Origin of the sequence: Burkholderia sp. Ac-20379 (genome assembly GCF_017104645.1) — a bacterium.
Classification (GTDB): Bacteria; Pseudomonadota; Gammaproteobacteria; order Burkholderiales; family Burkholderiaceae; genus Burkholderia.
In genome coordinates, this window is the sequence record NZ_JAAGPF010000079.1 from 1 (window position 1) to 13,845 (window position 13,845).

13 protein-coding genes are annotated in these 13,845 nt (G+C 69.4%); 8 read left to right on the plus strand and 5 right to left on the minus strand.

Going from position 1 to position 13,845, the window contains the following annotated elements:
* Positions 1-124: 124 nt before the first annotated feature.
* The 4 genes from G3N92_RS13155 to G3N92_RS13170 all read right to left on the minus strand — a co-directional run bounded on the left by G3N92_RS13155 (position 125) and on the right by G3N92_RS13170 (position 5,041).
* On the minus strand, positions 125-1,756 hold the full coding sequence (locus tag G3N92_RS13155; RefSeq protein ID WP_206127960.1) for an ABC transporter substrate-binding protein: 1,632 nt from the start codon (positions 1,754-1,756) through the stop codon (positions 125-127).
* Positions 1,757-1,823: 67 nt separating this feature from the next.
* Positions 1,824-3,488, minus strand: a complete 1,665-nt coding sequence (locus tag G3N92_RS13160; protein ID WP_206127961.1) for an ABC transporter substrate-binding protein — start codon at positions 3,486-3,488, stop codon at positions 1,824-1,826.
* Positions 3,489-3,537: 49 nt separating this feature from the next.
* Entirely contained in the window at positions 3,538-4,734 is a 1,197-nt protein-coding gene (locus G3N92_RS13165) for an LLM class flavin-dependent oxidoreductase (RefSeq protein WP_206127962.1), read from the minus strand.
* Positions 4,735-4,774: 40 nt separating this feature from the next.
* The gene (locus G3N92_RS13170; protein ID WP_206127963.1) at positions 4,775-5,041 is read right to left on the minus strand and encodes a hypothetical protein; all 267 of its coding nucleotides are present in this window, start codon (positions 5,039-5,041) and stop codon (positions 4,775-4,777) included.
* On the opposite strand from G3N92_RS13170, the gene G3N92_RS13175 reads away from it, so the two are divergent.
* The gene (locus G3N92_RS13175; RefSeq protein WP_206127964.1) at positions 5,034-6,167 is read left to right on the plus strand and encodes a rhodanese-like domain-containing protein; all 1,134 of its coding nucleotides are present in this window, start codon (positions 5,034-5,036) and stop codon (positions 6,165-6,167) included. The genes G3N92_RS13170 and G3N92_RS13175 overlap by 8 nt on opposite strands.
* A 61-nt stretch (positions 6,168-6,228) precedes the next feature.
* The gene (locus G3N92_RS13180) at positions 6,229-6,822 is read left to right on the plus strand and encodes a DUF4865 family protein (RefSeq protein WP_206127965.1); all 594 of its coding nucleotides are present in this window, start codon (positions 6,229-6,231) and stop codon (positions 6,820-6,822) included.
* Here the strand turns inward: G3N92_RS13180 and G3N92_RS13185 are convergent, their stop codons facing one another.
* Positions 6,823-7,656: a helix-turn-helix transcriptional regulator gene (locus G3N92_RS13185; RefSeq protein WP_206127966.1), complete on the minus strand. Its 834-nt coding sequence runs from the start codon at positions 7,654-7,656 to the stop codon at positions 6,823-6,825.
* 198 nt (positions 7,657-7,854) lie between these two features.
* Between G3N92_RS13185 and G3N92_RS13190 the strand changes: the two genes are divergently transcribed.
* From G3N92_RS13190 to G3N92_RS13215, 6 genes are read left to right on the plus strand one after another with little or no spacing between them, the layout of a single operon-like run.
* Positions 7,855-8,913, plus strand: a complete 1,059-nt coding sequence (locus G3N92_RS13190; protein WP_206127967.1) for an aromatic ring-hydroxylating dioxygenase subunit alpha — start codon at positions 7,855-7,857, stop codon at positions 8,911-8,913.
* The gene (locus G3N92_RS13195) at positions 8,900-9,874 is read left to right on the plus strand and encodes a PDR/VanB family oxidoreductase (protein ID WP_206127968.1); all 975 of its coding nucleotides are present in this window, start codon (positions 8,900-8,902) and stop codon (positions 9,872-9,874) included. Before G3N92_RS13190 ends, G3N92_RS13195 begins: the two co-directional genes overlap by 14 nt.
* A gap of 51 nt (positions 9,875-9,925) precedes the next feature.
* Positions 9,926-11,131, plus strand: coding sequence for an FAD-dependent monooxygenase (locus G3N92_RS13200; RefSeq protein ID WP_206127969.1), 1,206 nt, complete (start codon positions 9,926-9,928; stop codon positions 11,129-11,131).
* Positions 11,132-11,178: 47 nt separating this feature from the next.
* A complete protein-coding gene (locus tag G3N92_RS13205; protein ID WP_206127984.1) occupies positions 11,179-11,931 on the plus strand; it encodes an Asp/Glu racemase in 753 nt (250 codons plus the stop codon).
* Between the two features lie 25 nt (positions 11,932-11,956).
* Positions 11,957-12,805 carry an alpha/beta hydrolase gene (locus tag G3N92_RS13210; protein WP_206127970.1) on the plus strand — a complete coding sequence of 283 codons (849 nt, stop codon included), beginning with the start codon at positions 11,957-11,959 and terminating at the stop codon, positions 12,803-12,805.
* Between the two features lies 1 nt (position 12,806).
* Positions 12,807-13,841, plus strand: coding sequence for a 2,5-dihydroxypyridine 5,6-dioxygenase (locus tag G3N92_RS13215; protein ID WP_206127971.1), 1,035 nt, complete (start codon positions 12,807-12,809; stop codon positions 13,839-13,841).
* Positions 13,842-13,845 lie beyond the last annotated feature (4 nt).

Consider the following 13,845-nt stretch of genomic DNA (forward strand, 5'->3'; position numbering starts at 1 on the left):
CAGATCAGCGAAGCGGCGGTGCGGGTGTCGCCGGCCGCCGCCTCGGGGGCAGCGGCAGCAGCGGGGAGGGCGTCGGTGGTGTCGGTCGTCATGTCGGTTCCTCGGGAATGCGAAGCGTGGCCGCTCAGGCCGGCGCGAGCCAGGTGTCGGAGAAATCGCCCGCGGTCAGGTCGATGCTGTTGTTGAGGTTGCGCACGCGCGTGTGATGGATCTGAATCGAAGGAATGCTGACGATCGGGTACACCGGCAGGTCGCGCCCGACGATCCGCTGCGCTTCCTTGAAGAAGCCGGCGCGGCGTGCGTCGTCGGTTTCGGTGGCGGCCGAGGTGAACAGCCGGTCCACGTCCGCGTTCTGGTAGTGCGCGGCATTGATCCATACCAGCGGATGCCGCACGCCGTCGCCCCAGTAGAAGCGCTGCACGCCCACGCTCGGGTCGTACAGGCGGCCCAGGCCGTTCAGGTTGATGTCGAATTCGCGCGTGCCGTACACGCGCTTCAGGAACGTCGGCAGGTCGCCGTCGAGCACCGTCACCTTGATGCCGACCTTGGCCAGCGCGCCGCGCGTGTAGAGCGCGGTGGTGCGCATGTCGTTGCCGGTCAGGTAGGTCAGGCGCAGCGCGAAGCGCGTGCCGTCCGCGCCGCGCGGGTAGCCGGCCGCGTCGAGCGCGGCGTTGGCGGCGGCCGGATCGAACGGATAGCGGAACGTGCTGTCGTCGTAATAAGCCTGCAGCACGCGCGGCACCGGCGAATCGATCAGCGCGGCGTGCCGGTAGTAGACGTTGTCGCGGATGAAATTGCGGTCGAGCGCCTGCGCGATCGCGTGGCGCACCTCGGGCTTGGCCAGTGCCGGATGCTCGGTGTTGAACTCGAAGAACTGGCCGTTGTTGAGGTAGGCGTCGTAGGTGTTGTCGACGTGCAGCGCCGGGTTCTTCGCGAGCCGCTCGATGTCGGCCAGCGGCACGTTGTTGGCCACGTCGGCGTCGCCCGCTTCCAGCGCGGCCGACAGCGCCGACGGGCTGCCGGCCACCTTGAACACCACGCGGTCGAGCAGGGGCGCGCCGGGCCGCCAGTAGTCGGGGTTGCGGCGCAGGCTGACGTAGCTGCCGCGCACCCATTTCTCGAAGATGAACGGGCCGGTGCCGACGGGCGCCGAGGCGTTCGGGCTGAGTAGCGGATCGCCGTCGCCGTAGCGGTGGCTCGGCACGATCGGCAGCTCGGCCGACGAGAACGCCTTGATCAGATACGGCGCGGGGCGGCTCAGCACGATCACGGCGGTCAGCGCGTCGGGCGTGTCGATGCGTTCCACGTTGGCCAGGCTGATGCGCCCGCGCGGCCCCGATTTCTGTTGCGCGAGCAACGAGAATTTCACGTCGGCCGAGGTGAACGGCTTGCCGTCGTGCCATTTGACGTTGGGGCGCAGCTTGAACGTGTAGCGCAGGCCGTCGGCGCTGATCGACCACGCGGTGGCCAGCAGCGGTTGCGGCTCGAAGTACGTGTCGTAGCGCAGCAGGCCCTCGGTCACCTTCGCGCTGAGGTTGCGGTTGCGCGTGTTGGTGTCGAGAAACGACACGGCCTGCGTGATGTCTTCCGGCACGATGTAGGTCAGCGTGCCGCCGCGCGCCGGCGTGCCGGCATCGGCCGCACCCGGCGAAGGGGCGGCGGCACGGGCTGCCGGTGCGAGGCCGGCGGCCAGTGTGCCGGCGCCGGAGAGCAGGGCGAGCGAGGAGGTCAGGAAGTGTCGTCGGTCGAGGGTCATCGGTCGGTTCCGCAGCGTCGGTCGTGGTGAGGTGGGTTCGGTTTGGGGGCGAGGCGGCGCGCGCCGCTCAGCGTTGCAGCCAGGCGGCCGCGAAATTGCCGGCCGTGCCGTCGGGCGACACGGTGTGGTCGTGCACGGCGCGGTTGTAGACGGTCACGTACTGCGGCGAGAGCAGCGTCAGGTCGGGCAGATCGCGTTCGACGATGCGCTGGATCTCGACGAAGGCCTGCTTGCGGCGCGTCTCGTCGGTTTCGACGGCGGCCTGCGCGAACAGCCGGTCCACCTCGGGGTTGCGATAGTGCGAGCCGTTCGTGAACGGCACGCCGGGGCGGAAGTTGTCGCTGGTGTAGAGGCGCGCCACGCCCACCGACGGATCGAACAGGTTGCTCATGCCGTGCACGCTCAGGTCGAACGCGCGATCCGTGTAGATCCGCTTCAGGTAGGCCGACAGATCCTGGTTGCGCACCATCAGCGCGATGCCGAGGCGCGCCAGTTGCGATCGCAGGTAGGCGCCGATGCGCGCGTAGGCGTCGTTGCCGGGGAACGGATCGACGACGAGCGCGAAGCGCGTGCCGTCCGCGCCGCGCGGGAAGCCGGCCGCGTCGAGCAGCGCGTTGGCGCGGGCCAGGTCGTACGGATAGGGGCTCGGCGCGGTGTCCGCATAGGGCCCGCCGATGATCGGCGAGGCCAGCGCGCGCGCATAGCCGTCGTAGATCACGCGCCGGATCACGTCGCGATCGACGGCGGACGCGATCGCCTGCCTGACCTCGGCATGCTTCAGATACGGGTTGTCGAGATTGAACTCCACGCGCACCACGCCGCTCTCGAAGCCGTAGCCGCGCGTTTCGAGCGCGAGCTTCGGGTTGGCGGCGAGGCGGTTCAGCTCGGCGAGCGGCACCGGCGTTTCGCCGCCGATGTCCACCGAGCCGTCCTCCAGCGCGATCGCGCGCGCCTGCGCGTCGGGAATCACGCGCACGATCAGGCGGTCGAGATACGGCTTGCCCTTGTCCCAGTAGTCGTCGTTGCGCGCGAACTCGATGTAGTTGCCGCGCACCCATTTGACGAAGCGGAACGGCCCGGTGCCGATCGGCGCGTTGTTGACGGCGGCGTGCAGCGGGTCCGCGCCGTCGTACGCGTGCTTCGGCACGATCGGCGTCTCGGAGGCCGAGAACGCGTGGATCAGATACGGCGCGGGTTTGGACAGGTGCAGCACCACCGTGTACGGATCGGGCGTGTCGATCGCGGCGACGTTGGCGAACGTCGAGCGCGCGCGCGGATGCAGCGCGCGCAGCGTGGCGAGCGACCAGCCGACGTCGGCCGACGTGAACGGCTGGCCGTCGTGCCAGCGCACGCCGTGGCGCAGGTGGAACGTGTAGGTCAGGCCGTCGCGCGCGATCTCCCAGTGCGTGGCGAGCGCGGCGCGCGGGGCGAGATCGAGGTCGTAGTCGAGCAGCCCCTCGGTCACCTTCGGGCTGACCTGCATCACGTTGGTGGAGGTGGTGGCGAGGTTGACCAGCGTGGTGGGCTCGGGCGTCACCACCATCGTCAGTGTACCGCCGCGGTGGTTGTCGAACGCGCCGGCCGCCACCGGTTCGAGCGCCGCGCAGGCGGTGGCCAGCGCGAGCACGCCGAGATAGCGCGCGTCGAAGCGGGACGTGAAGCGGGACGTGAGGCGCGCCGAAAGACGGCGCGCGGCGCGGGCGAGCCGCCGTGACAGAAGCGAGGCGATCATGAGGCGTCCTTGACGAGGAGAAGCGGGTGCGTTGGCGGGCGGCGCGCGCTCAGTGGCGCAGCCCGGCCGCGCGCAGGCGCGGCACGACCTGCGCGCCGAAATGCTCGAGATCGGGCGCGAAGTCGTAGAAGCTCAACTGCACGCCGTCCACGCCCGCGCGATGCAGCCGCACGATCGCGTCGGTCACCTCGTCGGGCGAGCCGACGATCGCGACGTTGCCGCCCACCGCGCGGCGCGCCAGGTCGCCGCGCCCGGCCTGGTTGCGCCAGGCGTGGGCGTCGCTCTGGAAGCCGTCGAAGCTGCCTTGGGTTGCGTGCGCAACGATCGCGTCGCGGTATTCGCGCGCCTCGGCCGGCGTGTCGCGGCAGATCACCATCGGATTGAGCAGCGTGCGCACGGTGCGGCCGTGGCGGCGCCCGGCCGCCTTGACGCGCGCGGTGTGCGCCGGCAGCGTGGCGATCGCCGTCTCGATCTCCGAGCCGGCCGGGCTGGTGATGAAGATGTAGTCGGAATAGCGCGCGGCGAACTCGATGCCCGCGTCGGAGCCGGTGGCGTTCACGAGCAGCGGGCGGCCGTGGCGCGGCTTGGGCGTGACGAACGCCTCGCCGAGTTTCCACGACGACAGCGCCGGCGCATACGAAAAGTTCTCGTCCTGCGCCCACAGCTGCTGCACGGCGTCGAGGAATTCGGCGGCCAGCGCATAGCGGCGATCGTGCTCGATGCGCGGCCAGCCGAACATCTCGTGTTCCACCGCGCGGTGGCCGGTGACCACGTTGATGCCCCAGCGCCCGCCCGAGATATGATCGAGCGTGGCGTTGAACTTCGCGAAGTGCAGCGGATGCCACGGCCCGTACAGCACATGGCTGGTGGCCACCAGCACGATGCGTTCGGTGATCGCCGTCATCGCGGCCAGCGACATGAACGAATCGAGCGCGTCGCCGGTGAACGCGCCGCCATAGCCGCCTTTCGGCAGCCATTGCGACAGCGCGAACGCCAGATCGAAGCCGAGCGCCTCGGCGCGCCGCACCAGCGCCGCGTTGTAGTCGAAGCCCCAATCGGTGCCGCGCGGCAGCGTGGACGCGCTCCAGCCGCCCGCCTGAATCGGCACGAACAGCCCCAGCGCCAGCGGCTGCGCGAGCATGCGCGCCACCGGGCTGGCCGGATCGTCCACCGGCGAGCGCACCGGCACGAACGGCGTGGCGGCGAAGGGACGGTCGGGGCGGGCGGCGGGCGGGGCGGCGATCATTGCAGTCGGCGTTCTTGATTATTTCGAGATGCAAAGTAAATCACGCGCCTGTCTCGCTTCGCAAAGAACGAAAACTGCTAAGCGTTGGCGGTTTTTCGGCGTTGCGGCGCGTGCGAATCGCGCGGCGATATGCCGGCGTCATCGCTGCGATTCGATTCGCGCATGACGGTTTTTTCGCGATTCCAAATCGGCTTTTGTTGGTTGCCGCGCGGCCGCTTCGACCGTATATCTGTGCGCCCCGGTTCGCCGCCGGCGAATCCGGCGCGCGGCCCTTCATCGATATCGACACGGAGACGATCTTGAGCATTCGCCCCATTCAACGCGCCACGCTGCACACCTGGCTGACGCAGGCCGGCCTCGGCCCGGCCGATCACGAACTGGCCGTGCTCGACGTGCGCGACGCCGCGGCGTTTGGCAACGGCGCGCCGCTCTATGCCACGAACCTGCCGCTCGCGCGGCTGGCCGACGAGGTGGCGCGTCACGTGCCGCGCCGCTCGGTGCGCGTGGTGCTGGTGGATGGCGGCGAGGGTACGGAAGGCAGCCCCGGCGAAGCGGCGCAGGCGGCCGAGCGGCTGGCCGCGCTCGGCTACACCGATCTCTACGTGCTGGCGGGCGGCACGCGCGCCTGGGCAGCGGGCGATGCTCTCGGCCAGCCGACGTTCGACATTCCCGGCAACATCTTCGCGGGCAGCATTCGCGACCTGCGCGCCACGCCGTCGATCGACGCGGCGCAACTCAACGCGCTGCGCGAGGCGGGCGGCAACGTGGTGGTGATCGACACGCGCACGCCGGCCGAGTTCGCCGACGCGCATGTGCCGGGCGCGCTCAACGCGCCGGGCGAGGAGATCCTGCAGCGCTTCGGCGACGCCGTGCCCGATGCGGCAGCGTTCGTGGTGGTGTCGTGCGCCGGGCTGCCGCGCGCGATCATCGGCGCGCAGACGCTGATCGACGCGGGCGTGCCGAACCGCGTCGCGCTGCTGGAGGACGGCACGGTGGGCTGGACGCGCGCCGGGTTCGCGCTGGAGAGCGGCGCGGACGCGAGCCGCCGACGCGCCAGCGATGCTTCGGTAGCCTATGCATCGGATCGCGTCGCGCAACTGAGCGCGCGCGTGCCGGTGCCCGAGATCGACGCGGCCGGGCTGGCCGCGTGGCGCGCCGAGCCCGCGCGCACCACCTATCTGCTCGACGTGCGTTCGCGCGAGGAATACGACGCGGGCCACGCCGACGGCGCGATCTCCGCGCCGGGCGGCCAGTTGCTGGGCATCACGTATCGCACGCTGGCCACACGCGGCGCGCGCGTGGTGCTGACCGACGACGACGGCACGCGCGCGCGCACCACCGCATACTGGCTGCGGCAGCGCGGCTGGGAGGTGGCGGTGCTGGCCGCGCACGATCGCGAATCCTCATCGCAGAAATACGCGCGCGCGAATTGAGCCGCGGGCGGGCGCTTGCTACCGTGACCGTTCGCTCTTCGCCGAAGAAAGGAACCGGATCATGCTGATCAAGCAATACGAGCATCGCCTGCCGTTCGATTACGACATCGACCAGATCCGCGCGCGCGGCCGCGTGCGCGGCGCGGCCTGGGACGACGCGCTGGGGCTGGCGTTCAAGGCGTTCGCGCTGCGCGAGCGCGGCGTGCACGGCGCGCCGCATCATGCGTACACGTCGATCTATCTGTGGCTCAGCGAGAACGCGGCGGCCGATTTCGTGACCGGGCCGCGCTTCCGGCCCGTGCTCGAATCGTTCGGGCGGCCCGAGATCCGCACCTGGCTGCCGATCGCCGTGCAGGTGAACGACGCGTCGCGCGCGGCGCTGTCGATCTACAAGCACGAGTTCGAACTCGACGAGGAAGCTGACCTGATCGGCCTGCGGCGCGCGGAAACGGCGCGCGCCGAGGCGGCCGTCACGCGCCGCGACACGATCGCGGCGATCGTCGGGCTCGACGTGAGCGCGTGGAAGCTGCTGCGGCTGGAGATCAGCGCCGCGCCGCTGCGTGCGCCCGAGGCGGGAATCGGCTACGAGATCGCGTATCTGGCCGCGCCGGGATGGCGCGGCACGGCCGAGCGCGCGGCGGGCAAGGCGGCGTAACTACGCCGTGGCCGGCGCGTCCAGCGCCGGCTTGAACTGCGGCCGGTGGTCGACGATATAGCGGCCCGGCGGCACGCCGAACGCCTTCTTGAACATGATGATGAAGGCCGTGGTGGATTCGTAGCCGAGCGTGAGCGCCACGCGCTGCACGCTGATGCCGGCCGACAGGTCGCGCAGCGCCACGATCAGTTGCAACTGCTGCCGCCACCGGCCGAAGCTCAGGCCGGTTTCCTTCATGACGAGCCGATCGAACGTGCGCTCGCTCATGGCCACCTCGCGCGCCCAATCGGCGCGCGAGCGGCGATCCCCCGGCTGATCGATCAGCGCGTTGCACACCGGGCGCAGCTTCGGGTGCACCGCCAGCGGCAGCGAGAGCTGCTCCACGCTCGCGCGCGAAAGCTGGCCCAGCAGCACGGCGCAGAACTGCGCGTAGGCGTTTTCGTCGGGAAAGCGGTCGCCCTGATCGGCCAGATGGATCACCATCTCGCGTACCAGCGGCGTGATCGACAATATGCAGGAATGCGAAGGGAGCGGCATCGCTTCCTCGTCGACGAACAGGAAGATGATCTGCGCGTCGGGGCTGGCCTTGTTGCTGTGCGGCAGGTTGCCCGGAATCCACACGCCCGATTCGGGCAACACCATCAGCAGCGCATCGGCCACGCGGCACGTCACGCTGCCGCGCAGCGAGATCACCAGTTGCGCCTTGCGATGCTGGTGCACGGGCTGTTCGTCTTCCACGGCGGACAGGTCGATGCGCAGCGCCATCGCCGAGCCGGGCTCGACATCGGGGTCGAACTGCGAGTAGGAGCCGTGCAGGGTCTTCGTGTAGGACATGGCGCCGGCCGGTCGAAAAGCGGATCAGCCATCGATTTATCCGCACGAAAACCCGGCTGTCAACGCGAAAAAAAATACCGGCGGCCCGCCGTGCGAAATGGCGGGATATGAAGATCGAATGGCGGTTTGTTAAAACGACAGACGCAAATTGACCTTCGATACTGGCTCCAACACATCACCCGGAGCGAGAAGGCCATCATGAACGCGCCAGCCGAATTCAAATCCATCCCGATCACCGCCGCCGACGGCTGCCAGGATCCGGTCCTGCTCAACGACTGGCACGTGGTGGGCTACGCCGACGACTTCCAGTGCGGCACGATCTACCCGGCCCGCCTGCTGGAGCGCGATCTGATCGTGTGGCGCAGCGAATCGGGCGAGATCCACGTGTGGGAAGACCTCTGCATCCATCGCGGCGCGCGGCTCTCGAAGGGCTGGATCGCCAACGATCACGTGGTCTGCCCGTATCACGGCTGGGAATACGACTGCACCGGCAAGTGCACGAGAATGCCGGCCGCGCCCGACGAAAAGCCGATGAAGAAGGCCGTGGCGTTTCCGTACGCGGCGCAGGAGCGCTTCGGCTTCGTGTGGGTGTGCCTCGGCGAGCCGCAGTCGGACATCCCCGATTTCCCCGACTGGGACGACGCCTCCTACCTGAAGGTGCACAGCGGTCCGTACGTGTACAACGCGAACGGCTACCGCGCGATCGAGAACTTCATCGACGCCTCGCATTTTCCGTTCGTGCACGCCGGCCTGAACGGCGTCAAGGACGACGCCGATCGCCTCGAACCGTACACGGTGGAAGAGGTGAACGGCATCCTCAAATCGTCGGAAGTGCGCGTGTTCCAGCCGGTGGGCGACGCCACCGGCCGGCCGCTGATCGCGTTCTACACGTATCACACGTTCACGCCGCTGGTGGCCTACTTCCGCAAGCGCACCCAGCAATCGGACGCGAGCGGCCAGCCGGTGACCGAGCACTCGGATCTGTTCGGCACGTTCTTCACGGTGCAGATGATCGACGACAAGCACTGCATCGTGCGTGTGTGCGCGGCGCTGAACGTGCAGCCGTCGCCCGATCCGCAGGCCGTGCGCGAGCGCGCCGACGTGATCTTCAACCAGGACAAGGACATCGTCGAGACGCAGCGCCCCGAGCGGATTCCCACCGAGCTGCGCTACGAGCTGCACCACCGCACCGACCTGATGGGCCAGCGCTATCGCATGTGGCTTCGCAACAAGGGCATTTCCTATGGCGTCATCTGAAGCCCCCGGCGGCGAGCTGGAACTGCGGCTCGGCGCGGTCGCCTACGGCGCGCAGGGCATCAACCTGTATCGCTTCGACGCGCCCGACGGTGCGGCGCTGCCAGCCTTCGAGCCGGGCGCGCACGTGGACGTGCAGGCCTGCGGCGCGCACCGCCGCCAGTATTCGCTGCTCTGGCCGCCGGCCGCGCCGGGCAGCTACACGATCGCCGTGCAGGTGGCCGAGGACGGCCGCGGCGGCTCGCGCGCGCTGCATTACGACAGCGTGGTGGGGCGGCATTACCGGCTGTCCGCGCCGCGCAATCACTTCGGCCTCGCGGCCGGGGCGCGCCGTTACGTGCTGTTCGCGGGCGGCATCGGCATCACGCCGATCGTGTCGATGTATCGGCGCTTGAGGCAGGACGGCGCGGCGGTCGAACTGCATTACTGGAGCGCGAACCGCGCCCGCACGCTGTTTCTCGACGAACTGCGCGACGCGCCCGGCGTGCATCTGCATCACGCGGAAACGCGGCCTGTCGACGGCGCGCCGTCGCCGCGCATCGGCGACGTGATCCGCGACCTGCCGATGGACGCGCAACTGTATTGCTGCGGCCCGGACGCGATGCTGGCCGCGTTCGATGCGGCCTGCGCGAACCGGCCCGCGGGCATGGCGCACCGCGAGCGCTTCGGCGTCGATGCGGCGGCGCTGCTGCCGGCCGACACGTTCCAGGTGCGGCTCGCGCGCTCGGGAAGGACGCTGACGGTCGACGCCGGGCAGACGCTGCTGCAGGCGTGCCTCGAAGCGGGCGTGGATGTGTCGTATTCGTGCGAGGAAGGCGTGTGCGGCGCGTGCGAGGTGAAGGTGCTGGCGGGCGAGATCGCGCATCGCGATTCGATCCTGACGCCCGAACAGCGGCGCGCGAACCGCAGCATGATGCTCTGCTGCTCGCGCGGCGCAGGCACGTCGCTGGTGCTGGATCTGTAGCCCCGACCGGTAGCGACACCGGAATCGTCATCACATATCAAAGGAATCCTTATGAAAATCGGAATCGTGGGCGGCGGCATCGGCGGCGTGGCGCTTGCGCTGGCGCTTCAACAAGCGGGCATCGAGGCCCATGTGTTCGAGCGCGCGCCGGCCTTCGGCGAAATCGGCGCGGGCGTGCAGATGACGCCGAACGCGGTCAAGGTGCTGCACGCGCTCGGCCTGGCGGAGCAGCTCGATGCCGTGGGCTTCCTGCCCGAGGCGATGATGGGCCGCAACTGGGACAGCGCGCGGCAGTTGTTCCGCACGCCGCTGAAGGCGATCTGCCCGACGCTGTTCGGCGCGGATTTCTATCACGTCCACCGCGCCGATCTGCACGCGATCCTGTCGCGCGACATCAAGCCGGAGAACGTCACGTTCAACGCGCAGTGCGAGCGCGTCACGCTCGACGGCGAGCAGGCCACCGCGCATTTCGCCGACGGCAGCCGCTTCACGGCCGACCTGATCGTGGGCGCCGACGGCATCCACTCGGCCGTGCGCGCCTCGCTCTGGGGCGAGGCCCCGGCCAGCTTCACGGGCCACATGTGCTGGCGCGCGCTGGTGCCGGTGGCATCGCATCCGCTGCCGTTCGTGAGCCCCGACGCGTCGTTCTGGATGGGGCCGAAGGCGCATGTCGTGACCTATTACGTGAAGGGCGGCAAGGCCGTCAACATCGTGGCCGTCAACGAGAGCGCCGACTGGGTGGCGGAATCGTGGACCGAGCCGAGCTCGCGCGAGGAACTGCTGGCCGCCTACGAAGGCTGGCACCCCGATCTGGTCGAGCTGTTCAAGCTGACCGACAGCAGTACCACGTTCAAGTGGGGGCTGTTCGATCGCGATCCGATGCCGCAATGGTCGAAGGGCGGCGCGACGCTGCTGGGCGATGCGGCGCACCCGATGCTGCCGTTCCTGTCGCAGGGCGCGGCGATGGCGATCGAGGACGCCTACGTGCTCGCTCAGGCGCTGACGCACTTCGAGCGGCGCGACGACGCGCTCGACGCCTACGAACGCGAACGCCGGCCGCGCACCGCGCGCGTGCAACTGGAGGCGCGCGAGCGCGGCCGCACCTATCACCTGGCCTCGCCCGAGGAGCAGGAACGCCGCGACCGCGAAATGCGCCTGGAGCAGGAGAAGAACCCGAACGCGGTCGGCATCAAGGCCGAATGGGTTTACGAATACGACGCGGTGCGCTGCATCGAGCGCTTCCGCCAGCCCGCGTGACGCGCCCCCACATCGCCGGACAACCCACGGATCGCCCCATGTCGACCATGACGAAGCCCTACCGGATCGGCCAGATCGTGCCGAGTTCGAACACCACGATGGAGACGGAAATTCCCGCGATGCTGACGGCGCGCGAGCGGATCCGCCCCGAACGCTTCACGTTCCATTCGAGCCGCATGCGCATGAAGCGCGTGGTCAAGGAGGAACTGGCCGCGATGGACGTGGAATCCGACCGCTGCGCCGTCGAGCTCAGCGATGCGCGCGTGGACGTGCTCGGTTATGCGTGCCTCGTCGCGATCATGGCGATGGGGCACGGCTATCACCGCGTGTCGCAGGCGCGCCTGACCGCGCGCACCGCCGAGAACGATGCGCCGGCCCCGGTCATCACGAGCGCCGGCGCGCTGGTGGAGGCGCTTGCCACGATCGGCGCGAAGAAGATCGTGGTGGTCGCGCCGTACATCAAGCCGCTGACCGAACTGGTGGTGGATTACATCCGCGAGGAAGGCTACGAGGTGATCGACTACCGCGCGCTCGAGATTCCCGACAACCTCGACGTGGCGCGCCACGATCCCGCGCGCCTGCCCGCGATCGTCGAGACGCTCCGTTATCAGGACGCCGATGCGATCGTGCTGTCGGCCTGCGTGCAGATGCCGTCGCTGCCGGCCATCGCGAAGGTCGAGGCGATGACGGGCAAGCCGGTGATCACGGCGGCCGTGGCCACCACCTACGCGATGCTCAAGCAGCTCGGCCTCGAAGCCGTGGTGCCGGGCGCCGGTGCGCTGCTGTCCGGCGCGTATTGACGACTTGCCCATCGAGGAGCGTTCCATGTCGATTCCCGCAACGCTGATCGGCGGCGGCCACGTGCACGCCAACGGCATTCGTCAGCACTACCTGCGATATGGCGGCGAAGCACATCGCGCCGCGCACGACCCGGTGGTGATCGTGCCGGGCATCACGAGCCCGGCCGTCACCTGGGATTTCGTCGGCGCGTGGTTCGGCCAGCGCTTCGACACCTACGTGCTCGACGTGCGCGGGCGCGGCCTGTCCTCGGCCGGCGACGCGCTCGACTACGGCCTCGACGTGCAGGCCGCCGACCTGGTGGCGTTCGCCGACGCCCTGGGCCTCGCGCGCTACAGCGTGGCCGGGCATTCGATGGGCGCGCGGATCGGCCTGCGCGCCGCGCGCGGCAAACCGGCCGGCCTGGCGCGGCTCGCGATGATCGATCCGCCCGTGTCCGGCCCCGGCCGCCGCGCGTATCCGGCCAAGCTGCCGTGGTATGTCGATTCGATGCGGCTCGCGCGCGCCGGCATGACGGGCGCGGCGATGCGCGAGTTCTGCCCGACCTGGACCGATGCGCAACTGCAATGCCGCGCCGAATGGCTGCACACCTGCGACGAGCGCGCCGTGCTGGCCAGCTTCGACGGCTTCCATGCCGACGACGTGCACGCCGACATGCCGCACGTGTCGATCCCGGCGCTGCTGATCACGGCCGGGCGCGGCGATGTGGTGCGCGACGCGGACGTGGCGGAGATCGCCGCGGCGATGCCGCAACTGGTGCATCGCCGCGTGGCGAACGCCGGCCACATGATTCCATGGGACGACGAAGCGGGCTTCTACGCCGCGTTCGGCGATTTTCTCGGCACGGCGCTGCCGCCGCTCGAACAAGGGGAATGAGATGCCCGTCAGCGATTACCAATTGATCGACGCGTGGCAGCAGGTGCTGCGGCTGTCGCGGCTCGAAGCGGGGCAGACGGTCACGATCCTGACCGGCGCGACCACCCACCCGCAGACGCTGTCGGCCGCGCTGGTGGCCGTGCAGTCGATGGGCGCGATCGTCAACCGGCTCGACCTGCCGCCCGTCAACGGCGAGAAATCGCTGAGCCGCGACGCGCTGGCCTATCTCGGCACCACGCCGCTCACCGGCAACCGCGCCGCGATCGCCGCGCTGAAGGCCAGCGATCTGGTGCTCGACCTGATGACGCTGCTGTTCTCGCCCGAGCAGCTCGACATCCTGAAGGCCGGCACCAGGATCCTGCTCGCGGTCGAGCCGCCCGAGGTGCTGGTGCGCCTGCTGCCCACCGTGCAGGATCGCGAGCGCGTGCTGGCCGCGCAGGCCCGCATCGCGGGCGCGCGCGTCATGCATGCCGCGTCGGCGGCCGGCACCGATCTGCATTGCCCGCTCGGCGAATTCGAGCCGATCGCCGAATACGGTTTCGTGGATGCGCCCGGCCGCTGGGATCACTGGCCGAGCGGTTTCGCGCTGACGTTCCCGAACGAGCGCGGCGCGCACGGCCGGATCGTGATCGATCGCGGCGACATCCTGCTGCCGCAGAAGCGCTACGTGCAGGACCCGATCGAGCTGACCGTGGAAAACGGCTTCGCCACGCGCATCGAGGGCGGCGTGGACGCCGCGCTGCTGCGCGATTACATGGCCGCGTTCGACGATCCGGAGGCCTACGCGATCTCGCATATCGGCTGGGGGCTGCAACCGCGCGCGCGCTGGTCCACGCTCGGCCTGTACGACCGCGAGGCCACCATCGGCATGGATGCGCGCGCCTACGAAGGCAATTTCCTGTTCTCGCTCGGCCCGAACAACGAGGCCGGCGGCGCGCGCACCACGGCGTGCCATATCGATGTGCCGCTGCGTCATTGCACGGTGTCGCTCGACGGCGAGCCCGTCGTGCGCGACGGCAGGACGCTCGACCGCTGATCCC